Annotated in this window: 17 protein-coding genes and 3 pseudogenes; 18 read left to right on the forward strand and 2 right to left on the reverse strand. The window is 66.1% G+C overall.

All coding sequences use genetic code 11. The features are described from left to right. The 10 genes from AC10V3_RS37275 to AC10V3_RS37320 are packed head-to-tail and all read left to right on the forward strand — an operon-like array spanning nt 1 to nt 12,102. Nucleotides 1-1,011, forward strand: a complete 1,011-nt coding sequence (locus AC10V3_RS37275; protein ID WP_349604999.1) for a hypothetical protein — start codon at nt 1-3, stop codon at nt 1,009-1,011. Further along, the gene (locus tag AC10V3_RS37280) at nt 1,011-1,265 is read left to right on the forward strand and encodes a hypothetical protein (protein ID WP_349604997.1); all 255 of its coding nucleotides are present in this window, start codon (nt 1,011-1,013) and stop codon (nt 1,263-1,265) included. The genes AC10V3_RS37275 and AC10V3_RS37280 overlap by 1 nt, the downstream gene beginning before the upstream one ends. Continuing rightward, nucleotides 1,262-2,071, forward strand: a complete 810-nt coding sequence (locus tag AC10V3_RS37285; protein ID WP_490924642.1) for a hypothetical protein — start codon at nt 1,262-1,264, stop codon at nt 2,069-2,071. Before AC10V3_RS37280 ends, AC10V3_RS37285 begins: the two co-directional genes overlap by 4 nt. Beyond that, the gene (locus AC10V3_RS37290; protein WP_490924643.1) at nt 2,068-3,465 is read left to right on the forward strand and encodes a S8 family peptidase; all 1,398 of its coding nucleotides are present in this window, start codon (nt 2,068-2,070) and stop codon (nt 3,463-3,465) included. Before AC10V3_RS37285 ends, AC10V3_RS37290 begins: the two co-directional genes overlap by 4 nt. Before the next feature lie 15 nt (nt 3,466-3,480). Next, nucleotides 3,481-5,418, forward strand: coding sequence for a hypothetical protein (locus tag AC10V3_RS37295; protein ID WP_490924644.1), 1,938 nt, complete (start codon nt 3,481-3,483; stop codon nt 5,416-5,418). 16 nt (nt 5,419-5,434) lie between these two features. Beyond that, complete coding sequence (locus AC10V3_RS37300; RefSeq protein WP_490924645.1) at nt 5,435-6,487, forward strand: hypothetical protein; 1,053 nt, start codon at nt 5,435-5,437, stop codon at nt 6,485-6,487. Nucleotides 6,488-6,497: 10 nt separating this feature from the next. Beyond that, nucleotides 6,498-7,847, forward strand: coding sequence for a hypothetical protein (locus AC10V3_RS37305; RefSeq protein WP_349604988.1), 1,350 nt, complete (start codon nt 6,498-6,500; stop codon nt 7,845-7,847). A 13-nt stretch (nt 7,848-7,860) separates the two neighbouring features. Continuing rightward, nucleotides 7,861-9,093 carry a hypothetical protein gene (locus tag AC10V3_RS37310; protein ID WP_490924646.1) on the forward strand — a complete coding sequence of 411 codons (1,233 nt, stop codon included), beginning with the start codon at nt 7,861-7,863 and terminating at the stop codon, nt 9,091-9,093. Nucleotides 9,094-9,129: 36 nt separating this feature from the next. Then, nucleotides 9,130-10,089, forward strand: a complete 960-nt coding sequence (locus AC10V3_RS37315; protein WP_490924647.1) for a hypothetical protein — start codon at nt 9,130-9,132, stop codon at nt 10,087-10,089. 21 nt (nt 10,090-10,110) lie between these two features. Continuing rightward, nucleotides 10,111-12,102, forward strand: a complete 1,992-nt coding sequence (locus AC10V3_RS37320; RefSeq protein ID WP_490924648.1) for an SAM-dependent methyltransferase — start codon at nt 10,111-10,113, stop codon at nt 12,100-12,102. Between the two features lie 298 nt (nt 12,103-12,400). Here AC10V3_RS37320 and AC10V3_RS37325 read toward each other — a convergent pair. Next, a pseudogene (locus AC10V3_RS37325) lies at nt 12,401-13,134 on the reverse strand (IS6 family transposase). Between the two features lie 737 nt (nt 13,135-13,871). Between AC10V3_RS37325 and AC10V3_RS37330 the strand changes: the two are divergent. From AC10V3_RS37330 to AC10V3_RS37355, 6 genes and pseudogenes are all read left to right on the forward strand, one after another. After that, nucleotides 13,872-14,679 (forward strand): annotated as a pseudogene (locus AC10V3_RS37330) (creatininase family protein); the annotation flags it as partial. Between the two features lie 74 nt (nt 14,680-14,753). Then, nucleotides 14,754-15,926 (forward strand): YncE family protein, encoded by a 1,173-nt coding sequence (locus AC10V3_RS37335; protein ID WP_490924649.1) that lies wholly within the window; start codon nt 14,754-14,756, stop codon nt 15,924-15,926. Nucleotides 15,927-17,422: 1,496 nt separating this feature from the next. After that, the gene (locus AC10V3_RS37340) at nt 17,423-17,659 is read left to right on the forward strand and encodes a type II toxin-antitoxin system Phd/YefM family antitoxin (protein WP_374063820.1); all 237 of its coding nucleotides are present in this window, start codon (nt 17,423-17,425) and stop codon (nt 17,657-17,659) included. Then, nucleotides 17,656-18,051 carry a type II toxin-antitoxin system VapC family toxin gene (locus AC10V3_RS37345; RefSeq protein ID WP_454753721.1) on the forward strand — a complete coding sequence of 132 codons (396 nt, stop codon included), beginning with the start codon at nt 17,656-17,658 and terminating at the stop codon, nt 18,049-18,051. The genes AC10V3_RS37340 and AC10V3_RS37345 overlap by 4 nt, the downstream gene beginning before the upstream one ends. A 15-nt stretch (nt 18,052-18,066) precedes the next feature. After that, nucleotides 18,067-18,198, forward strand: a complete 132-nt coding sequence (locus tag AC10V3_RS37350; protein WP_349604980.1) for a hypothetical protein — start codon at nt 18,067-18,069, stop codon at nt 18,196-18,198. Between the two features lie 392 nt (nt 18,199-18,590). Next, nucleotides 18,591-18,701: pseudogene (locus tag AC10V3_RS37355) on the forward strand (phosphorylase); the annotation flags it as partial. A 28-nt stretch (nt 18,702-18,729) separates the two neighbouring features. On the opposite strand, the gene AC10V3_RS37360 reads toward AC10V3_RS37355, so the two are convergent. Further along, nucleotides 18,730-21,459, reverse strand: a complete 2,730-nt coding sequence (locus AC10V3_RS37360; RefSeq protein ID WP_490924650.1) for a UPF0182 family membrane protein — start codon at nt 21,457-21,459, stop codon at nt 18,730-18,732. 445 nt (nt 21,460-21,904) lie between these two features. Between AC10V3_RS37360 and AC10V3_RS37365 the strand changes: the two genes are divergently transcribed. Both AC10V3_RS37365 and AC10V3_RS37370 read left to right on the forward strand, forming a co-directional pair. Continuing rightward, nucleotides 21,905-22,843, forward strand: coding sequence for a S1C family serine protease (locus tag AC10V3_RS37365; RefSeq protein WP_349604978.1), 939 nt, complete (start codon nt 21,905-21,907; stop codon nt 22,841-22,843). 43 nt (nt 22,844-22,886) lie between these two features. After that, nucleotides 22,887-23,531 carry a helix-turn-helix transcriptional regulator gene (locus tag AC10V3_RS37370; protein WP_349605007.1) on the forward strand — a complete coding sequence of 215 codons (645 nt, stop codon included), beginning with the start codon at nt 22,887-22,889 and terminating at the stop codon, nt 23,529-23,531. Nucleotides 23,532-23,775: the final 244 nt, after the last annotated feature.

The following is a 23,775-nucleotide window of genomic DNA, read 5'->3' on the forward strand; positions in this document are numbered from 1 at the left end:
ATGACACAACGCACGCACGGCTCGATCTTTCCGCCTCACGTGAGCGGCGGCGCCCACGCGCGCGGCCTGGCCGAGGCCGCGCCAACCCCCGCCGCGCCGGCGCCCGCGCCCGCGCCGAAACCCCCGGCAACCGAATCCCTGGCCGGCCGCGCGGGCGCGCTGGTCAACGAGATCGACTTTCCAGGCTTCGTCGCCGGCCTCGTGCACGGCACCTTCGACGCGATTGTCGATGCCTCGATCCGGCAGATGGAGAGCTACTCCGGCCTGGTGGCGGCGGTAGCGAAGACGGTCGACCAGTTCACCGAGGAGAATGTCTCACCCAATCAGGCGCGCGACTGGCTCGCGCAGCGCTATCCCGGCGACGTGCGCGTGGCGCCGCCCACTGCCGAGCAGCCTTCGCCGCAGCTCGTGCCGACGGCCGAGGGGCTCACGCCTTCGTGGCTGGCCGATTATGGCGCCGGCGGCGAGGAACTGACCTCCGAGTTGCTCGAGGAGCGTGTGCTGCCGCAGGTCCGCACGCATGTCGGCGCCGAGCGCCAGCAACTCCTCGCCACGATGGTGATGCTCGGCATGAACCGCGTCGCGGTGAAGGACGGTTCCATCACCGCGAAGGTCATGTTCCGCGCCGCCGCTAACGACGTGGCGCGGGTTGGCTACGCCGCCGGCAGCGATCCGAAGAGCGTGGCGGACTGGGGCGAACGGGGCAGCCTGACATACAGCGGCGGCAGCTCGACGATGATCTCGACGCTGGGCGTCAATGCCCAGAGTGACACCAGCCTGCGCGCCGACCTGTTCGGCGAGGTCAAGCTTAATTTCGTCAGCGAGACGCTGCCGCTGGACAAGCTGGCCGATGCGGCGAAGATCGCGCTGGTGCAGCGCAATGCGGCGGTGGCCCGCGCGCCCGCGCCTCAATCGGCACCCGCCGCCGCACCTGCCGCCGCGCCCGTGGCATCCGCAAAGCTCGCTACCGCACCGGCCACGCCCGGCACACCGACGGGAGGCGGCGCCTGATGCTGCGCAGCCTCTCCACCGTGCTCGAAGACCTTCATGCGGGCATGCAGGCCGCGACGCGGCGGGCCGGCCACGGCGTGCGCATCGCACAGGCCGAGATGACGCTGCCGATGGACTGCGCGCTCGTGCTAGCGGATAGCGGCTGCACGCTGCTGGCCGACGTGGCGCGCAATCCGGCCGATGCGTCGTGGCGCGAGTCCGCCTCGCGCCTCGTGCTGCGCTGGGGTGAGATACCCACCGAGGAGTTGCCATGAACGCCGCGTTGCCGCCGCTGATGCAGGAGTCGGGCGTCCCGTTCGACGTCTTCATCCAGTCGCTCACGGAGCAACTGGACAAGGCCCAGGCCGCCATGGCCCTCAAGGCGCGCGTCGCCAAGCTGCCGCTAACCTTCGCGGTGAAGGACGTCTCGTTGGACTTGCGCGCCTTCGTGCAGATGGTGGACGACGACGTGTTCGTGCGTCCCGCCGGCCCCGGCGACACCGAGGCCAGCACGATCCGGCTCTCGCTGACGACGATCACGCGCTCAATGGTCGAGGAGAACGCGGTCGACTTCAAGGCCGAAGCCCCCGAGTTCTCGCTGCGCGAGGCGATGCAGGGGCAGCTGAGCGACGAAGACCAGCGCCGTCTGGAGCGCATCGGCGTGCGCACCGTTGAGCAGCTGACCGAATTGCGCAAGACCGCCGGCGCCGATGTGGTGGCGCGACTGGCCCGCATGCCGGTCAACCGGCTCCAGCAGGCCCTGTTGAGCGCCAGCGCGCCGCGCGTGATGCGCATCGAGGCCGCGCCAGCCGGCGGCCAGGCTGGCTCCCGCGTGCACCTGCAGGCGCCGGGCCTGCGCAGCGGACGCGTCCCGTATGTGCGGGCGGCGGGGCAAGACGTGCCGGTGGTTGAGTCGCATGAAGGGCGCCTGGTGCTGGCGCCGCATGCGATGCAACTCGGACTCGATGCCGAGATCGACTTCGGCGACGGCGAGGTCGCGCACGTGCCGCTGGCCGAGGGCAGCATCGGCCGCTGGGCGGCGGGTGCGCCGCGGGCGGGAGATCGGGGAGAGCGTCCATGAACGCCGGCCGGATCGACATGCCTCGCGTGCCGCGGCGTCTCGTGCTGACGCTGCGGCTCGGGGAGATGCCCGAGCACCTGCCCAGCCTGCGCGAGGTCCGCCGCGAGGGCGTGGAGATGGCCGCGCGCATCGATGGCGGCCCCATCGACCGGTTGCTGGCGCACCATGGTGGAGCCGCCCGGGCGGCCCGCCTGCACAGCGCCCGCGTCACGCGGCAGCAGCGCCCCGGCACGCCGGGCGCGCGCCGCTTTGACGAGGCCGAGCAACTGAGCGGCGTGGCGCGCGTGCTGCGGGTGGAGGTGGCCGACGACGCGGCCGTGCCGTCGCTCGTGCAGGCGCTGGCGCAGGTGACGCAGGTCGAGCGCGTGGCGCCGGACCGGGTCTGCACCACGCCCTTCGACAACCGGCCGGCCGAGGCACCGGCACGGCTGGACCCCGCCGCATCGCGGCGCCCGCGCACGCTGATCCGTCTGCCGCAGGCCCTGGCGATGGAATGCGGCGACCCCTCGGTGGTCATCGGTCTCGCCGACACCGGCGTGGCCCACTGCCATGCCGAACTCGCACGCCGCATGCGGCGCGGCTTTGACACGGTCGATCTGGACGCGGGCACCATCGGCGACCTGACGCTGGTGGGCGACAACGCGGCACGCGACGAAGAGCCCGACGACGAGGTCGGCCACGGCTCGGCCTGCGCCGGCATCCTGCGCGCCAGCGGCACCGGGATGCCAGGCGGCGGCGCGGGCCTGTGCGGCCTGACGCCGGTGCGCGTGCTCGGCGCGGCCCTGCAGGGCGGGCGGCGCGTGGGGATCGGCGCACTGGCGAACATCGACGCCGGCATGAAGCGGCTGATCGACCTGGGCGTGCGGGTCATCAACATGAGCTTTGGCACGCCCGAGTCCGCGCTCGCCGCCGGCGATCCACTGCCGCACGAGGAAGTGGTGCGCTACGCGCTCGCGCGCGGTGTGCTGCTGGTGGCGGCGAGTGGCAATTCCGGCGCGGGAGAGCGCTACTTCCCGGCCGCGCATGACGGCGTGATCGCGGTGGGCGCCGTCGAGGACTCGCTCGAGCCGTGCAGCTTCACCACACGGGGCGCGCACGTGGCGCTGTGCGCCCCGGGGCGCGACATCTGGACCTGCGGGCTCGATGGCTATGCCTGCGTCAGCGGGACCAGCTTTGCCGCGCCGTTTGTCGCCGCGGCGTGCGCGCTGCTGGTGTCGCACGCCGAATCGCGTGCCTGGCCGCTGGATCCGCACAGCGCGCGCGAGATCCTGGTGGAGAGCGCACGCCCGTTTGCTTCCATCCGGGGCACCGAGGGCTGCGGCGCCGGTGTGCTCGACGTTCATGCCGCACTGACGCTGCTGGATCGACGCATCGATGCGGCGCTTGAATCTTGAGGAGGGAACCTTGCCATGGCCACCACGCGTAACAACAAGACTGTCCGGCCCGCCGTCCGCAGCGCGACCACGCGCAACGACCCCACTACCGGCCACAACCGGCCGCCAGTGCCAGGCGCCCGGGCGCGGCGGATCCTGGTGATCGACCTGAGCCAGCGGGAACTGCAGGAGCGCCAACGGCTGCGGACACGCGCCGACCGGCTCGAAGCCGTCAAGCGCACGGAGGAGGCCAGCGGCGGCCTCTCCGCCGAGCAGGAAATCGAACTTGAGCGCATCAACGCCGAGCTGGCAAGCGACCTGCCGGTCGATCCGTTCTACCAGGCCGTCGCCTCGGCGGTGGTCCGCCGGGACTGGGACGACCTGGTATCGAGCCCCGACTACATGCTCGAGCATGGCCTATTCGGCTCCCAGCAGCTGACGCACGTGATCGGGGGGCTGGGCACAATTGAGCAGGAAATTGCCTTCGTCTGTGGCCTGCTCGAGCTGGACGGTACCACGGTCCCCGGCGCGCCGGGCTTCATCCGCAAGGTGAGCGAGGCGCAGGGCGAGTACCGCCAGAACGAGGCCCTGTTCAATGCCGCCTACGAGACCTTTGCGCGGCGCTTCGAGGCCACGGTGCAGAGCCAGATCGACACTGGCGTGCTCGACCCGGACATCATCGGCTGCATCGAGCCTGGGTGGCGGATCTACGCGGACCCGAATGATCCCGAGCAACCCTACCGCCGCGATAGCAAGGGACAACTGCGCCCGCTTCCGCAAGGCTACACGTGGGCGCCGGCGCCGAACGAGCGCGTCAATGTGATGTCGGCGCGCAACATTGCCGCCGTGGTACGCAAGCTCACCGCCAATGGCGTGACGGCCGACGACGCGTGGATCAGCAGCCGCCTGGAAAGCGCCTTCAACATGCAGACGGGCGCGACGTCGGGCGGCTCGCCGTCGGCCATGGAAATCATGCTGCCGGACCTCGAGGAGCAGGTCGACATCGAGATTATCACCGAGAACCTGCACGCGGTTCAGGCCATCTACTTCACGTGGCAGCTCGAGGAAATGCGCCTGTTCCAGGTGGTGGAGCGCATCGTCGACCTGTTCCGCCAAGGCCTGCTGCCGCTGGGCAAGGGCTTCGCCGGCGACTACCTCTTCAACTACTACAAGAAGGCAGGCGAGCGCATCACCGAGGGCGAGCGCCGCGACCTGTACATGCGCGTGTTCGGCGCGCCCGGCGGCAATCCGTCCAACGAGCCGAACCGCGACTTCAACGAGCTGTGGCTGCGCTTCGTGTCGGCCGTTTCCAGCTTCGCACGCCAGCTCACGGTGGAACGCATGCTGCGCAATGCCGTGCCCATGGCCGTGACGCAGGAGCAGGTGCGCAAGGCCGGGCGCGACCTCGGCGCCAATCTCTCGCGCAACGGCTACGGCATCGCCTACTTTGCGGCCACCGAGCTGCAGCAGACGATCCTGGAGTTTCGCGACGTGCTGCAGAACGCCGAGCTGCGCAACGCCTTTGGCGCACGCGACATGTGGCAGGTGATTGACCAGGTCAACGTCAATTACCTCGGCGGCGCACGCAACACGCACCGGTACCGCACGCAAAGCCGCTCCGGCGCAGTGATCGTCCGCTGGATCGCCAACAACGTGCAGCGGCTCGCCAACGTGGGCGGCCCAGTGATCTACGTCGAGCAGATCATCAATCCTCAGCTGCGGGCGGCCAGCGGCAGCAACAACCCGACCGTCGATCCGACCGACTGGGACCTGGTGAACGCCTGCGAACAGTGGCTGGCGGTTGGCGGCGTGCAGGAGCAGAGCATCGAGCAGTACTCGCAGCCGATCGAGGCGCCAACGATGACCAGCCGGCCGATCGAGATGCCGCAGGTGGCGCGCGACGTGCTGAGCGGCATGGGTGTGGGCCTGAACGGCGACGGCCTGGCGGGCGGCGTTAGCATGCCGACCTTCTGATGTGCGGGAGACAGCCATGCCTTATATCGAAACTGCCAAGCGTCCGATGGCCACGCATGTGAAGCGGTCGCTGTCGGACGCATCGCGGGCCCTGGGTGTGCGCGATCCGCTGCCCATCATGGGCTCGCTGATCGATCGCACGTTCTCCCGGCCTGACGACGACGTCTCGTACGCCGACAACCGGCTGACGCCAGGCGCCGTGCCATTCGAACCCTCGTTCTCGGAGGCCGAGCCCGACATGCTGCGCTTCACGATCGAGCCGCTCGGCCCCGGCGCCTCGCCGGTTGACCGGCGCGACGAGGCCACGCGGGAGATGCGCCGGCTGATTGCCCCGTTGTTCGGCCGCGATGCGCTGCACTGGTTCGATGCGCGCAGCGAGGAGTGGCGCGGCATGAGCGGGCTGGGCTGGATGTCCTACGGCGCCTGGTTCGGCAGCGCCTTCGACGAAGACGGCCTGTATGCCGCGAAGATCTACTACGAGCTCGCACCCACGCAGATCGACGCGCTCGCGCCCGGCCTCGCGCGACTCACGCGGCTGGTGATGGCGGAGATGCCGGGGCTGATGCCGATCTTCACGTCGATCGGCTGCAAGCGCGACGCCGGCAGCCAGCGCGTGACCTTCATGCATCGCGGGCCGCTCGCGCTGGCGGCGCTCGGGCCGCTGATGAACCGGCTGGGCATCGGGCACCAGTTGCCGAGCCTGATGCGCATCGTGGGCGTGGCGCTGGGCGGGCGCTTCGAGCTGCCTAACGGCGGCGTGCTGATCGGCCTGCGCGACACACCGAACGGCGTGGAGATGAAGCTCGAGGTGCTGCTGGCCGCGCTGCCTGACCTGCCGGCGCGTTTCGTCGACCTGCTGCGCCTGGGCCTCGCCGAGCGGCCGCGCCAGGTGGCCGCGCTCGAGCGGTGGCTGTCGGCGTTCGGCGTCGACGATGCCAGCGAGCAGGGCCATTTCTCGGTGCTGTCGGTGCGCGTGACGCCGCATTCGCAGGCGCGCATCAGCCTGTACGTGCGGCCGATCGAGTTCGAGATTCGCGACACGCTCGAGGAATCGCGCGATTTGCAGTAAGGAGCCCGCCATGCCCGCATCGATCTTCCCGTCCGGCGTCGCGCGACCGCCCGCCGCCCGGTTGCCGGCGAGCCGCGAAACAGTGGAGGCCGCGCGACACGCGGTGCGCAGCCTGCTGCAACGCAGCCAGGCGTTCAACGCGCTGCCCGAGGACAAGCGCCGCCAGCTCGCCCACGACCTGGTGCAGATCGGCAGCTATCTCGCCGAGCCCGACGGCATGCGCTTGAAGCGGCAGAGTCCGCCCGTGCGCGCGCTGGCCGATGACACGGCCGCCGAGCAGCCGCAGGAGTTCGGCCAGGCGGTCAAGGCGGGCGTGGAGAACATGGTAAGCCTGGTCCAGGGAGTGAATTTTCCCGGTTTCGTCTCCGGGCTGGTCCAGGGGGTGTTCCATTCCATCGTCGACAGCTCGATCCAGCAGATGGAGGCGTATGCCAAGCTGGTGGCGGACGTCAGCAAGAGCCTGAACCAGTTCCGCGACGACAACACCACCGACAACCAGGGCCGGGACCACCTGGTCGAACAGTTCCCGGACCTGTTCCAGCTGAGCACCGGCGACGATCCGTTCTCGGACTTCGGCGGCGATTCAAATGCTCCGCCGCAACCGCGCGTCGTGTTGCGCGAGGGCGTCGACGAAAAATCCGCGCTGGAGCGGCTGAACCGCTCGCTGCCACTGGAGCGGCCGCTGACGAGCCTCGATGACGATGTCGTGGAGGCTGCACTGGTGCCGGCCGCGCGCACAAGTGTCGCCACCGGCCGCCAGCAGCTGCTGGCGACGATGGTGATGATGGGCATCAACCGCATCGTGGTGACCGACGGCAAGATCTCCGCCAAGGTCATGTTCGACTTCCAGGCAAAGGACAACCGCAGGTACCGCTTCAGCGCGACCAAGTTCGACCACGAGAAGAATGCCGACGGCAGCCTCGCCACCACGTCCACTCGCGAGGGGACGATCGAGCAGAAAGGCGAGGATCATGCGCGCGGCGGCTCCTACTCCTACAGCAAGGACGGCTCCCAGTACGACGGCGGCACACGCGACGCCAGCTACTACGCGAAGGGCGATTACAAGTACTCCGAGCAGCCGGTCGTCAAGCTCACCAGCACGAAGCAGCTCATGGACGATTCCGCGCTGCAGACGAAGGCCCAGCTTGCCGGCGCGGTGGAGATCAACTTCAAGAGCGATTACCTGCCGATGGAGAAACTCGCGACGCCGGAGAACATTGCGGCGATCCAGATGAACGCGCAGCCCGGCATGGTGAAGAACCTGGCCGCACGGCCGCAGTCCGGCGCGGCCGCGCCAACGCCTGCAGCGGCGCCTGCGGCCCAGGCTCCCGCGCCGGCCGCGGCCACGCCGGTCCGTTGAGCGGGGCGACGCCATGGCTGCCGCAGCCGCCTCCACGCCGCACGAGCCCGCCTGGCTCGACGACGACACGCTTGCCGTCGTGCGCCCGCAGGTGCGCGAACTGCTGCAGCGCTCGCCGGGGTTCCGCGCGCTGTCGCCCAACCAGCAGCGCGACCTGGCACGCACGATGGTGCGCGTGGCGTCGTACATGGCGAACCCGGATGGACTCGCCAAGCAGGAGCTCACGCCGGGACGGGCGGTGCTGGCGCGCGCGCAGGACAGCGGCGTCGATGCGGCCAAGGGCAAGGCTTCGGACAAGGTGGGCACCTTCGCCGGCGCCGACTTCCAGGCCGGCGCGTTGCGCCAGGGCGTGGAGCAGTTCAGGAATCTCGTCGGCACGGTCAATTTCCCGAACTTCGTCGGCGGCCTGATCCAGAACGTATTCCAGGCCATCGTCAACGCCTCGATCCAGCAGATGAACGCGTACGGCCAGTTGCTGAAATCGGTGGCGCAGACGGTGGACCAGTTCGCGCAGGACAACATCAGCATGAACAATGCGCGCGACTGGCTGATCGACAAGTATCCCGACCAGATCGGGCTTGATGAGCAAGGCGCCGAAGAGGAGGGCGGCCAGCCGCGCCTGACAATGAAGGCGGAGGACGGCGACGCCGCGCTGGCGGGCATCAATACCGAGATGGGCATGGCGCAGCCCATCACCGACCTCTCGGACCCTGAGCAGGAGAGCCGTCTGGTCACCGCCGCGCGCCTGCAGATGGCGCGCAGCCGGCAGCAGTTGCTCGCCTCGATGGTGGTGCTGGGCATCAACCGCATCGTGGTGACCGACGGCGCCATCAACGCCAAGGTGGTGTTCGACCTGAAGGCCAGCGACCAGGCCCAGCGCCGTGCGCGGGCCTCGCTCTACGACAGCCAGTTGAGCGCGAACCGAAATACCACGGTGGCCGGGGGCGGCTTCCTCGGCTGGGGCGCGGCTACTGCCAATGTCAACGAGCAGCGCCACGTGACCACGGTAGGCTCCGCGGTGGACGAGACCTCTGAATCGAAGGCCGAGGTGAAGGCCAAGCTGAGCGGCGAGGTGCGCGTGAACTTCAAGTCGGACTACTTCCCGATGGAGAAGCTCGCCACGCCTGGCATGATCGCAGCGATCCAGGGCAACTCGCTGCCGGTGGACCCCAATGTCACGCCGTCGGCGCGCGGCGCCGCGGCCGGCGCACCGTCGCCCGCGCCGGCGGCGCCCGCCGCGCGATAAGGGGCGCGCCGCGACGCCCCGTCTTCGGATGACACCATGCCCGCTCCCCGCATCTTCCCGCCGACCACCCGCGCAGTGCACCGCATCGATCCGGCGCTGCTGCGCACGCTGGCGCAGGCGATGGACGCGGTGTGGCAGCTATCCGCGCGCCATGCCGCCCGCGCCGGTGCGCTAACGGAGCTGGGCGATATCGACCTGCCCGATACCGCGCCAACCACCGAGGATGCGCAGCACCTGGAAGCCATCGCGCCGCTGTACTTGGCGCACGAACTGGAACAGGCGGGGCTGCTGCGGACCGCGGAGCTGGTCGCGGGCCTGTTCGCCAGCGGGGCGATCACGCAGCCGCTGGGGCCATCCGCGCAACTGATCGCCGACTTCTGGCGGGGCCGGCGCGAGCGCCTTTCCGAGGCCGAGCGTCAGCAGCTCTTCGCCCAGGTGTTCGAGCCACAGGGCTTCTATCTGCTGATGCAGGCGCTGTGCGGCGCGCTGTCGGACCAGCTCGGCAACCCGCCGCGCGCGAGCGACGTACACGCGCAGGTTGTGTTGCACGAGGCCGCCGAAGCGCTCGGCGGCTGGCTCGTGCCGCGTGCCGTGGGCATGGCAGCCTTCGCGGCGCAGGACATCGTGCATGCATTGTCGCAGGCCACGCACTTCCTGCGGGACCGGCTGTTGCTGACGGCATTCGGCGTACATGACCTATGGGGCCTGCTCGAGACCGTGGGAAGCACGCAAGGGCAGGGGACTGCCGCCATCCGCCAGCACGTGGAGCTGGGCCGGCAGGGAACGACGGTGCTGGCCTGGCTGGCCGGCGCGGTACCGGCCGGCTATGCCTTTGACCCGGCCAGCGCGCAGGGGCGGCAGCTCATGGCCGCCGCGTATGCCTGGCGGATGACCTGGGAGCGCGTCCGGGGCAGCGTTCCGGGCAGTTCCCAGGCCGGAATGCCGGCCAGCGCGGGGAACCCGCTGCCCGCGGCCGTTGGCCTGCCGGCCGCCTGACGCGGGGCGGTGTTTCCTTCCATGCCCGACCTCACCACGCCCGCCGCCTCGCCGCCGGACTGGCTGCGGCACGCCGTGCGCGGCGTGCTGGAGCGGTCGCCCGGCTACCACCAGATGCCGGCGCACCAGCGGCGCTTGCTGGCGCAGGCGATGGTGAAGGTGAGCACGATCGCCGCCGCGCTGGTTGCGGAGGAGTGCGATGCCGAGGCGTCGCTGCCGGCACCGCACGCGGCGGCGCTGGAGGCCCCGGCGGCCTCCGCGACACACTCCCGGCAGCTGCTGGCGCGCGCTCAGGACGCCCCGCCCTTCGGCACCTCGGTCGACCGCATCGCCGGCATCACGCACAGCGTCCTCAACGCGGTGTCGTTTCCGCGCTTCGTGACGGACCTGGTCAACGGCGTGTTCAAGTCCATGCTCGATTCGAGCGCGCAGCAGATGCAGATGTATGTCCAGCTGCTGAACAACGTGTCGGCCTCGGCCGAGGGCTTCGAGCGCTCGCAGTTCGGCACCGGTGCGATCCGCCAATGGGTGGCCGATCATTTTCCGGAGCAGATCGAGTACGACCTGCCCGAGGTCGAGCCCGGCGAGGAGCCGCCGGACCCGGAGGAGGTGGCCAATATCCGCCTGTGCCTGAAGCCCAACGCCAGCATGCCCAGCCAGGAAGAGCTGCACGCCGTGCTGGGTCTGGGGCCGGAGGAGAGCGTGGATGCGAGCAACCCCGAGCAGTTGGTGCCGCTGGCGCGGCGCCACATCGCGCGGCAGCGGCAGCAGATGCTCGCCACGATGGTGATGCTGGGCATGCAGCGCATCGTGATCGACAGCGGACGCATCAATGCCTCGATGCGCTTCCATATCGACACGCGCAGTGCCGCCAGCGAAGACCGCGGCAGCCAGTTCGGCATGCAGAACCGCGTCAAGGCGGGAGGCAGCTTCGGCGTGGGTCCGTGGGGCGCCAGCGCGGAGGTGGAGAACACGATCAGCTACGTGTCAACGCAGCGCTCGCAGAATACCGAGGAGATCAACACCGACCTGAACCTCGATTCATCCGTCGAACTGGTGTTCAAGACCGATTACCTGCCGCTGGAGCGGCTGGCCGGCGGGGCGCAGATCGAACGGATCAAGGTCCACACGCTCAATCCGGAGGCCGAGGTGAAGGCGGTCAGCGATGCGCGCGCGACGCGCGACAGGGTAAGCCGCGAGGCCGAGGCAAAGCGCGGCGAGTCCATCGCCAAGGCGCTGCCGCCCGGGCCGGCGCCGCTTGCGCCCGGCAAGCCTGGTGACCGGGGCACCGTCAAGGATGCGGAGGAAGCGCGCAAGGAGGCGGCGAAGAAGGAAGATCCCGCAGCCAAGAAGAAGGAAGAGGCGCCGGTCGCAAAGAAGAAGGACGGCGACCCGGCGAAAGCCGACCCTGCCAAGGGCACAGTCAAGGCGGCCGCGCTCGAGGCGGACAACAAGGACGTGCGGCCCGACGTGGTTTTCATCCCGACGCCGCCGGAGTCTGTCGATGCCATACTCGCGCTGGCATCGCCGCGCCCAGGCGAAACACTCGTCGACCTGGGCTGCGGCGATGGCCGCATCCTCGTGGCGGCCGCGCAGCGCTACGGCTGCATCGCACTGGGCTACGATGTCGACCCGCAGCGGGTACGGGAGGCCCACGAGCGCATCGAGGCGGCGGGCCTGGGCAGCCGGGTGCAGGTCGAGCAACGTGACCTGTTCGGCATCGACCTCGGCACGGCTGACATCGTCGTGCTTTACCTGCTGCCGCAGCTCAACGGCCGGTTGATCCCGCAACTGCAACGGCTGCGCCCGGGCGCGCGCGTCGTCTCGCACGACTTCGAGATTCCCGGCATGGAGCCCGACCGCGTGGTGCAGGATTACCTTCCGCGCCTGGGCCTGTACAAGACCTACTTCCTTTTCCGCGCGCCATTACGGCCAGCGGCGGCGACGGCCCGGCATGAGTGGGCGGAATCGGCTCGCTTGCCGTGGGAGGGGGCAGGCCGGGCGGCCGTTTGAGGTCTGCGCCGGGTTGCGCCGGCATACCGGCTTCCCAGTGCACCAAAGTTCGTCGAGTCGGCCGTCAACCAGATAATAAGCAAGCGGTTCGTCAAGCGGCAACAGTTGGCCTGTTCGCTGGTGCATTGAACATCACGCCCGTTATTCAGCGAACCACAAGAAGAAAAGAAATCGCGATGATCTCGTCACGATGCCGTCCACGCTCTCCGCCATGCGCTTCATTGAAAATCGATCGAGCATCCAGGCCGCACACCGGTTACCGAGAGTGAGACGTGCCGGCGGCAGGTGTGAGCATCGTTCAGATAGGGGCCAGCGGATTTTGGGAGTGTTCGGTCAATTCGCGCCAGGCAACGAAGCGTGCGGCAAGCTGTTTGCGATAAAGCGAGGCGTCGCAGCAGATGTCGCTTGAGCGCGAAGTGCTGCCGGATGGGGCCGAAGCTCGATAGGAACGCCTGTGTGCGCTTCGGGGCGCGAAAGCCGCGCATGCGCTGCTCCCGTTCGCGGGTCGGCTGGTGACTGTTCTCTGCCCGATTGTTCACCCGGGCGGCGGCTTTGACGAACACGTGTTTGACGTTCGCCAGCTCCGGGATCTCGGCTTTCGCCGCCGGATAGCTGCGCAACTGATCGGTGACGATCTTGCGCGGCACTGGGCAGGAACGCAGCACGCGCTTGAGAACGTTTGGCGGCAGCCTTGTCGCGTCGCTTCTGCAGCAGGATATCGAGTTCGGCACCGTGCTCGTCGACCGCCCGCCACAGCAGGTACGGCTCGCCGCGCAGTGTCACGAACATCTCGTCCAGGTGCCATGTGCCGCCCGGTTTGCTGCGCGCGGCCTTGACGCGATGGGCAAAGCGGGCGCCGAATTTGTCGCACCAGCGACGGATCGTCTCGTAGGTCACCGTCACGCCGCGTTCGAACAGCAATTCCTCGATGTCGCGCAGGCTCAGGTTGAACCGGAAGTACCAGCGCACCGCCTGGCTGATGACCACCGCCGGGAAGCGGTGGCCGTGGTAGAGCGATTTCGTCTTCGTCATCGCGCCATCCTACGCGACCGCCCCACCAACGTGACAGTGCCCTCTCCAGTTCTGCCAAGGTCGCTTCCGTCAGCATTGCCAAATCGAACAGACAATATAGGTGATGCTGTCTGAAGGTAGTCCTCGGTTCCTTAAATCCACGTAGTAGGGCTTCGGATGATCGGACGGCGATGTGCTCAAGGCTTCTGAAGTGGACGAGAACGCCGAATTTTTTCCCCAGTCTCCGGAGCTAAAGGGCGTCTTCCCACCCCGTTTCGTAGTCGAGGTCAACCATGCCCTCGACACGTGAACTGATGCGCTCAATGGCGTTGGCTCGGCTGTGTGCGACGTAGGTGTTCATGGGCGGAGGGCACATGAAGTTCCGACGACAAAAATATAGCGCGCGATGGGCGGTGCGACAAGAGGGGAAGAAGGGAGCGCGGCACCCCGCTGACCCGCCCACGACGCTTGTCGGCTGAGCCTACATAGGCAGATTGGAGCGGCACCTTGAGTCGCCGCACACAGCCTCCAATAAAACAGCGACCAGGCATACGACCGTGTATTTATAATCGAAGCGAAGCAGGAATTGCTGGAAGCGTTAATGGAGTAAGATTGCCTCCGCTAGGGAACCCATGATCAGCGAGGGTGTCGGCCGAACAGATGACGCGGAATCTTGGCGTGTCGCTCCGATGCTGTATCAATGGGTACCCGCATCCGCGCTCCCAAAGCCCGGATATGCTCGTTCACGAGGGCTTGTCATGGGTTTTCTCATACGAAGGGCGTTCGCTCCCGTCATCTTACTCATCGCCTTCCAATCCACCTTTGCACAACCGCCGAAAACCGTGTTGCTTGAGGATCTGACCTGGACCGAACTGCGTGACCAGATTCAAGCGGGCAGGTGCACCATCATCATCCCCATCGGCGGGACCGAGCAAAGCGGTCCTCATGTTGCGCTCGGCAAGCATAACGCCCGGGTAAGGGGGCTCTATCAACGAATCGCGGAAGGACTTGGCAATGCGCTCGTCGCGCCAGTGATCGCTTATGTGCCCGAGAGAGAGCTACCAACCGCCAACAGCGCATATGCGTTTCCCCGGCACCATCACAGTGTCGGACGATGCGTTTGAGAAGACACTGGAGTCCGCCGCCAACAGCTTCAAGCTCCATGGATTCACGAACATCGTCTTTCTTGGTGATCACGGCGGCTATCAGAACGACATCAAGCGGGTAGTGGCTCGACTTAACAAGACATGGGTCGACTCGGGCGCCCGCGCGTTCGTCCCGCCGGAGTACTACGGCACCAGCTCGGATGGTTACGCCCAAATCCTGCGCGAGCACGGCTACCGGGACGACGGGATTGGCACGCACGCCGGACTCGCAGACACATCGTTGCTGCTCGCAGTGGCGCCGCAGATGGTTCGGCTGGAGCGACTGAGAAATGGCGCGAAACTCGGACCTGCTGATGGCGTCTATGGCGGCGACCCGCATCGCGCGAGCGCCGAACTCGGTCAGCTGGGCATCGATGCGATCGTGTTGCGTACCATCACTGCCATCAGGAATGAGACCGCGGCCGTTGAAGGGTTCGCCAGCATTCCCCTCCCGCCTTTCTGCACCGCTCCACCCGCTAACGGAAGGAAGTCGCCATGCATTTGTGTTCCTGTCGTCTGTCGCGCCTCGGATCGTCTGTTGTCCGCGCGTTGGCCGGTTTAATCGCCGCCGGCGCCGCATTCGCCGCGCCGGCTGTAGCCACAGTGGCAGGCATGCCGCCCGTCGTGAACGCGAGCAATCTCTACAGCGAGGCGGGAGCCGACCACCTCAGCCCGGCGGTGGCTGAGGCGTTGCCGCGGGTTTATGTGCCCAATCTGCGCTCGAACGACGTCTATGTCATCGACCCGGCGACGTTCAAGGTGGTCGACAAGTTTCGTGTCGGCTACCGGCCGCAGCACGTCGTCCCTTCGTGGGATCTTCACACGCTGTGGGTGACCAACAATGCCGAAGGCCGGCCCGACGGCAGCGTGACCCCGATCGATCCAAAGAGCGGGAGGCCGGGCAAGGAGGTGAGGGTCGACGATCCATACAACATGTACTTCATGCCGGACGGCAAGGAAGCGATCATCGTGGCGGAGGCGCAAGCGCGACTCGATTTTCGCGATTCGCACACGATGGCACTCAGATCTAGCCTTGAAGTACCGCAGTGCAAGGGAATCAACCATGCCGACTTCTCGATTGACGGCAAGTACGCGCTCTTTACCTGCGAATTCGATGGCAGCCTCGCGAAGATCGATCTTGTGAACCGCAACGTCGTCGGCTATCTGCAACTCGCCAGGAATGAAATGCCGCAGGACATTCGCATTGCGCCGGACGGCAAGGTGTTCTATGTCGCCGACATGATGGCCGGTGGCGTCCATGTGGTCGACGGCGATCGCTTGACTAAGATCGACTTCATCAAGACCGGCATCGGTACGCACGGGCTGTACCCGAGCCGTGACGGCACCAGGTTGTACGTCGCCAATCGCGGCTCCAATCGCGTTCACGGGCCGCGCCATGGCAAGGGCAGCGTGTCGGTGATCGACTTCGCCACGCGCAAAATCGTCGCGACCTGGCCCATTCCGGGGGGAGGCAGCCCCGATATGGGCAATGTTAGCGCCGACGGCAAGACGCTGTGGCTCTCTGGTCGGTTTGACGATGTCGTCTACGCGATCGACACGACGACGGGTTCGATCAAGTCCATTCCGGTCGGTATGGAGCCGCATGGCCTGACGGTCTGGCCGCAACCCGGTCGCTATTCGCTAGGCCACACGGGCAATATGCGTTGACCCATGATCGGCAGCCAGGTAATGTCAAGAGCGCCGTCACCGTCGAACAAACTGATTTTGCCACTACGCAAAGGGTCATGCCAAGAGACGGGCAATTTGCAAGGCCGCTGTCGAGCGCTGCGCCTACTATGCTCACATTCACACTCCATTGCACCCATCGAGCCCGCGGACCACACGGTGGCTGCGGTGCTGACCGGATATGGTGTGCCCCTCATCACGCAGCAAGCCATCGTGTCCCCGGCGGCGGGCGTGAATCCGAACCTGTCTATCTGATGAAAGGGCGCCGGCAATGCCGCGCCTTAATTCAGAATATGGGGAAGCAAACGAAGCTCATATTTGTTGCGACGCTGCCCCACCACGCTCATGGCCGGCTGGGCTCTCTACGCGCCGGATGCCGCCGTCGCGGATTCACAAGCCAAATGTGCTGACAGGCTTGAGCCAAAACGGCAATCGGCAAGGTATGGCCTCTGGGAGCTGGGCCATCATGGACAGAACGCCGCCGGCGAATGGGAAGGGGCTGACACGCTCTGAAGTTCATGTGGAACCATATAAGCCCACAGCGCCGCCCCCCAAGGCAGGCGAACCCCAAGGAACGCTGTAGTTGCGGGTATAGGAACACGGAAAAAGCGAAGGCCTTTCTGTAAAGGGCGTGCAGGATTGCCCATACTGCGCGCCGCCGCATTCTCTATACTGATTATCCGCACTGAGTCGCTGAAGGCGGCCGGCCTGCGTCACCGGGACGCAGGAAAGTGCGAGGTTGGTCGCGCCAGCGGCAGGCGGATCATAGTGAGCATGTACGATCCAGCCGAACCATGCCACCGGGCGCGAGCTGGTGAGAAATCGCCGGGCTTAATCGGGGCAAACGCGGACGATACCCGCAGCCCGCCGAACATGTCAGGGCTCGAATCACGATCCACACCAGTCGACGCCCGCCACACTAGTAGGGCTGGCTCCCGAAAGCGCCTCGAGGTATGAGGCGCATTTTCTTTTGGAGCGACGTAGGCCTCACGGTCGTTGCGCAAACGCCTGAGGCTATCGACCGCGGATTCGCGGATATGTGAAGCTTCACATACCCGCGAATCGCCGCCGACCCTCTCTATCGCGCAGCTGGACTCGGTAGGAGTTTCAGCCAGCCACTCCGGGCGCCGAACGTTCGCAAGCCGGCTCCTGGCACAAGGGCAGTCGCTCGATACGGTTCAGTTGCTGCTGGGGCATGCTGCGCTGGATCATGTGGCGCCGCATCTGGAGGTGTCGCGGCACGATCGGCGAGAGGCAGTTGTGCTGGGCGACGCTTTGGGCTAAAGCCATTGGAGACGGTGCCGATACATCTGAAGTGCAGAGCTGTAGACAACGCAGTATCTCCAGTTGCGCTGGAGCCTCGTCGTCTCGCTTCTCCTCAAGCACAGTCCGTAGCCAGAGGCCTACTTGCGAACGAAATGACTTGCTTAGATAGTCATTTGTAGTAGCATAATGACTATCGCTGATGACTAGGGGATATTGTGCACAGAAATCAAGTATCGAAAACCGAGTTTAAGGCGAAGGCGCTGGAGTTCTTCCGGCAGGTCGAGGCGTCGGGCGAGAGCGTGATCGTGACAGATCACGGCAAGCCCGCACTTGAGGTGCGGCGCTTCCGTAGCACTGACCGGAATCCGCTCGACGTCTTGCGGGGGACGGTTGTCCGCTATGACAACCCGACAGAGCCGGTTGACGTGGAGTGGGAGGCGGCTCGGTGATTGTCCTGGATACGCATACCCTCGTTTGGTGGGTTGCCGAGGACGAGACCTTGAGCAAGACGGCGAAGGCCGCCATCGATCGGGAACTCGAAGGCGGGCAAATTATCGTTTCGGCGATCTCCGCCTGGGAAATCGCCATGCTGGTGGAGCGCGAAAAGCTTGTCCTGTCGATGGACGTCGGAAGCTGGTTGGCCACGGTGGCGGAGATTGAGGCCGTGCATTTCTTGCCAATCGATATCGATATCGCAACTAAATCTGTCGATCTGCCTGGGGAATTTCACAAGGACCCGGCAGATCGGATGATCGTCGCTACAGCTCGGAAGCTCGCCGCACCCCTCGTCACGAAAGACGAGAAGATTCGCGCCTACAAGCACGTTAAGTCGATCTGGTGACAAGGAAAAGACGCGATGGCAATACACACGTTCGCCGAGATGGTCGCGCTGGCCCAGTCGAAAGGCGGGCGCTGCCTATCCGCGCCCTCCGACTTCGTCGATACCAAGTCGGTCCTGCGTTTCACCTGCGCGGCTGGGCACGAATAGACCACTCGCGTTACCAACCTCGTGCATCGCGGCCGGTGGTGCCCGGAATGCGGAGCCGCGCATAGTCCTGCTTTGACATTGACGGATACAACGCATGGCCGCTGACCGCGGCGGCGAGTGCTTATCTCCAGCCTACCTGGGCATTCACAGGAAGCACCTGTTCGAGGGTCGCCCGGCACACTGCGACGGCCCGAAAACAACGCGGCACTGATCGTGGCGCTGCGTGGTGCCAAGTGGCAACACCTGTGGCATGGCTGCCCCTACCCGGCGTTGCGCCGACAGGAAAACCTGGGCTGGGATCTTGACGCCGAGGCCAGTCCCGAGGAGAGGATTGGCCGGGATTCGCAAATATCTGAAGCTTCAGATATTTGCGAATCCCGGTCAACCTTCTTGAAGCCATCCCGCTCAATGCCCTGGCGTTCGCCGGCTCGTTGTTTGTCCGGGATGCGGCGCAGATGCGGGCCATTGACGACCTTGGCCCGATGAACCTCCTCCGGCTGGCCTGCGGCAGCCGGACCTTAAACAGGCCGCTCACTTCCGCTCATCGGCACCCCCGGCCCCGAGTGCCTCAAGCAGCGGCCGCAAGGCATCGAGCTCCGCGCCGAAGCCGCGCCAGTCCCCCGCCTTCAGGCGCTCGATGGCACGATCATAGTGCGCGAGTGCCTCGCGGGCGCGGGCGTCCGCTGCGCCCTGAGTCGGTATCGCCGCCGGGGCGGATTCCTTGAAGAGGGCCGCAAGGGCTGCGTCCAGGGTTTCTTCCATGACCACGCGATCGCCATAGGCGGCGATCACCCGCTTGAGTTCGGGCAACTGGCCGGATTCCGCGCGCAGGTAGAGCGGGGAGACATAAAGGATGGAGTTCTCGATGGGCACGACCTGCAGATGGCCGCGGATGACGCGCGAGCCCATCTGGTTCCACAGGGAAATCTGCTGCGAGATCTCGGTATTCTGCTGGATGCGCGCCTCGATCTGGAACGGCCCGTAGACCAGTTTTTCCTTGGGGAAAGTGTAGGCGACGAGCTTGCCGTAGTTGGGAGGATCGGAGCGCGCCGCCAGCCAGGCGATCATGTTCTCGCGCTGGCTGGGCACCATCGGCAGCATGAGGACGAACTCGGCGCGAGGTTCCGCCGGCAGCCGCAGGATCATGTAGTAGGGCATCATCCGCCCGCCGGTCATGTCCCCTGGGTTCATGCCCGACAGCTGGCGTGGGAACTCCCAGAGATCCTCGCGGTTATAGAAGACTTCCGCCGCTTCCATGTGGTAGGCGCGGTAGATCTGCGCCTGGATCAGGAAAAGGTCTTCAGGGTAGCGGATATGCCGCTGCAGGTCCTGCGGCATGGCTCCCAGCAGCCTGAACATGCCCGGGAAGATGCGCTGGTACACCTGCAGGATCGGATCGGCCGGGTCGCTGATGTAGAAGTCGACCGTACCGTTGTACGCATCGATCACGACCTTGACTGCGTTGCGGATGTAGTTGTCGCCGCCGCCTGTGCTGGGCTGCGAATAAGGGAACCAGCGGCTGGTGGTGTAGGCGTCCTGGATCCAATAAAGGCGCCCGTCGCTCGCGACAATATAGGGGTCATGGTCGAGGCTGAGGAACGGGGCAATCGTGCGCACGCGGTCCCGGATGTTGCGACGGAGCAGGATGCGGCTTTCCTGCGTGATGTAGCCGCTCAGCAGGATATTGGGATCGCCGAGCTGCCAGGCGAACAGGGCCCGGCGCGCCATGCCGCCGATTTCGATGCCGTCGCGCCCGCGGTAGGTCGTATAGACGTTGTCCTTGCCTTTGGGATAGTCGAACTCGGGCATGCTGCCTTTGACGATGACATAGCCTTTGCCGCCTTCACCGAAGTAGAGGCGCGGCTCCTGGATGACCGGGCCGCCGTTGGAGAGCGGGGGAATGTCATGCAGATAGAGCGAGGGCAGGCCTTCGGCGGATTTCTCGGTGACCGGCGACATCACGATGCCATTGCCATGGGTGAACAAGAGATGCAGGTTCACCCAGGTCTGGGCATTGGCCGGAATCAGTGCCGGCTCCAGCTCCCGCGCCGACAGCATGACCTGCTGGTAACCTGCGTCGAGCCGGTAGCGGTCGATGTCCGTCGCGAGGAACTTGTAATAGGTCCTGATCTCCTGCAGCTGCGCATAGGTAGCGCGCAGCGGCTGCAGGTCCCACAGGCGGATGTTGTCGATGGTCGGGCGATTGGCCTGGAGCGAGGCGAGATTCAGGCTCTGTTCAATCGGAAACGGCTTTGCCTCGATCTGCGTCAAGCCATAGGCCTCCCGCGTCAGCGCAATATTGTGTTCCAGATACGGCGTCTCCAGCTGCAGCTCGTTCGGCTTGACATAGAAACGCTGGAACAGTGCCGGCCAGATCGTGCCGAGCATGATTGCGCTGCCGACCACCAGGAGTGCCGAGGCCGCAGGCACCCGATAGTCCCGCCAGCGCATATTGGCCCATGAAGCGGCGGCAAGCACCACAGTCAGGCCGAATTGCAGCCACAGAACCGGCAGCCCGACATGGACGTCGGTATAGCTCGCGCCGACCACGACGCCGTTGTCGCCGTAAAGCAGCATGAAACGGTCGAGCCAGTAGGACCACGCCTGCAGCGCGAAGAACAAACCGAGCAATGCCGAACCATGGGTAGCGGCGGCCGGTGAAAGCCCGCGCGGCGACCGGATCAGCGCGATGTCGCCGCGCAACCCGTAGACCACGCCGGCAACCACTGCGCTGCAGCACAGCAGCAGGAGCAGCCAGTTCCTGAGTGCAAGATATGCCGGCAGCGAGAAGAAGTAGAAACCGACGTCCTTGCCAAAGATCGGATCGGTCTTGCCGAAAGGCACCTGATAGATATAGCGCAGCGCAATGTCCCAGCTCGACAGCTCACCGACGGCCATGAGCAGCCCCACGAGGACAGCGGCGCCGGCAATGGCGGCGCGCCAGGGGAGGGGCGTCGCAATCTCGCCGACCAGTTCGCTCAGAACCTCCGGCGTCCGGACCTGCGCCTGCCTCGCGTAGCGGTGCGCCAGCCAGCCCGATATCCAGAGCGCGCCTGCGGAAACGGCGAATACGGCAAGGAATAAAAGCGTCTTGGTGAAGAATATCGTGCGGAAAACCCCGGCGTAGCCAACCGAGGCAAACCACAGCCAGTCAACAACGAGGCCGGTGACGCGCCCGAGGGCGAACAGGGCGACGATGACGGCGACGACCCAGGTCGCAAGGCGTCTCAGGCGCGTGGCGTCCCTCGCTGGCGAGCGCATCGATCATGCTCCTTTGCCGCACCGCCGTCCGTGACCCACCGTGTGCCGGCCATGGTGCACCGCTGGTCTGCCGCAATCGCGACTGAACGGGCCGCCTGTGTATTCACGATAGCTGCCGCGCAGCAATGCATGGGTGGCGGGTCAGATCGTGCAGCCTGGGTAATTGTAGGCGAGACAATTCGGAGGCAGCGCGTCCTGCGCCGGCATCTGCAGGAAGCCAGGGCCTGTAGGCAGCAGGTTTCAGTGTTCCAGCGATAACGTATTGCATTGCAGCATTTTCTGCGCGCGCAAGCCGCCCCTACGCCAGCTACCCATTAGGGTGGTGCGCGGCAGTCGCGTGCCTGTCATTGTGAGGCCACTCGTCTCCGCTTGCCTGCCTGGCATCCTCAGGCTGGCCGGGCGCGCGAAGCGTCGATTCACGTAGCAAATGGCAGGAGTCATCACAATGGAACCCTCAACCCCCAGCGGAAATCCCTTGCAGGATCTTTCCGCCAACCTGGCGGCCATTGCCGAGCGCGTCGGCCAGAGTGTCGTCGCGGTGCACGGGCGGCACCGCTTTCCCTCCAGTGGAGTAATCTGGCAACCCGGCGTGGTGGTCACGGCGGCGCATACGGTCAGGCACGAAGACGGCATTGAAGTCACCTTGGACGATGGCCGTACCGTGGCGGCCGTCCTCGCGGGGCGGGACCTTGGCACCGACCTGGCCGTACTGAGGCTCGATGGCGTGGAGCTGAACCCGGTCGAGACGGGTGATGCGCGCTCCCTCAAAGCAGGCCATCTGGTGCTCGCGGTGGCGCGTGTGGACCGGCTCGGCACCAGCGCGGATTTCGGCGTCGTTGGCACTGCCGGCGGTCCGTGGCGTAGCTGGCGAGGCGGGCAGTTCGACGCCTTCGTGCGGCTGGACGGCGGCCTGCGCCCCGGTTTCTCCGGGGCGGCCCTGGCGGATATGCAGGGGCGGGTCATGGGCCTGTGCACATCGGCGCTCGCCCCTGGCGCTGGCATGCTGATTCCGACAATGACCGTGGCGCGCGTGAGCGATGAACTGCTAAGCAAAGGACGTGTGTCGCACGGCTACCTTGGCGTGGGCACGCAGCCGGTGAACCTGTCGGAGACCTGGAAGACGAAGCTGAATCTGGCTTCCGAGCGCGGGCTGCTGGTGGTATCGCTTGCCGCGGGCGGGCCCGCGGAGGAAGCCGGGGTACTGATCGGGGATGTGCTGGTCGAACTGAATGGCAAGCCATGCCGCGACATGGACGACGTGCATGCCGCGCTTGGCGGCGACCGTATCGGACAGTTGCTGAAGATCGGGCTGGTCCGGGGTGGCGAGCGCAGCGAGTGCTCGGTCACGGTGGGCGAACGGCAGCAACGGAATTCGTGCGGCTGAAATCCTTGCCAGCCGTCGCATGTCGGAGGCTAAGATGACACAGATGAGCCCGGTCAGGGTCGCCGTCGTCGCCGCCTCGCCGCAGGCGCGCGCAAGTCTGCAGGCGCTTGTCGAGGCGGCGCCGGCGCTGGATTTCGCAGGCAGCGCGGCCGACGCCGCAGCGATCGCCGACCGCTTTGCCGGCGACGTGCCGGATGTGGTCGTGGTCGAACTGGAACCGCAGGCCGGCGACTTGCCGGTGCCGGAGGCGGACCGCGATCCCGCAACGCCGGCGCAGGTCCTGCTCACCGACGAGGCGGACACCGACTGGATCCATGAGGCGCTGGGAGGCAGCGCAATGGCACTGCTGCCGCGCGGCGCGACGCCCGGCGAAATCATCGCCGCGATCGAAGCAGTGGCTGCGGGACTTTGCGTGCTGTCCCCGGAGATTCTCGCCAGGCTGCTGGCGCAGCGCAGGGCGCCTCGCCAGATGGCATCCGCGGCTCTGATCGAAGCGCTCACCCCACGCGAGATTGAAGTGCTGACCATGCTCGCCGAAGGGCTTGGCAACAAGGAGATCGCGCGCCAACTCGACATCTCGGACAACACGGTGAAGTTCCACCTCTCCGCCATTTTCGGCAAGCTCGGCGCAAGCAGCCGCACCGAGGCCGTCATGCAGGGCATGCGGAACGGCCTCATCATGGTGTAGGTCGGAAATCAGGCCGAGTGTTCTGGATGGCCCCGGTTTGCCTCTTCGAAACAACAGGAAGCTTCAGAGTCCGGCGCCGGACCTTGCCCGACGCCAGGCTCAAGGCGATCAGGCTGAAGAGGTCCAACGCGGCGAGCTTCGCTGCCAGCCCCGCAGCGATGTTCCGTGCCATGCTTGCCGCAATACGTTCCGACTTCTGCCGGTGCGGCGCCGACAGTGTCTGTCTTTCCTCTTTCAACGCGCA

The sequence above is a fragment of the Cupriavidus sp. PB-02 genome, from assembly GCF_058252315.1.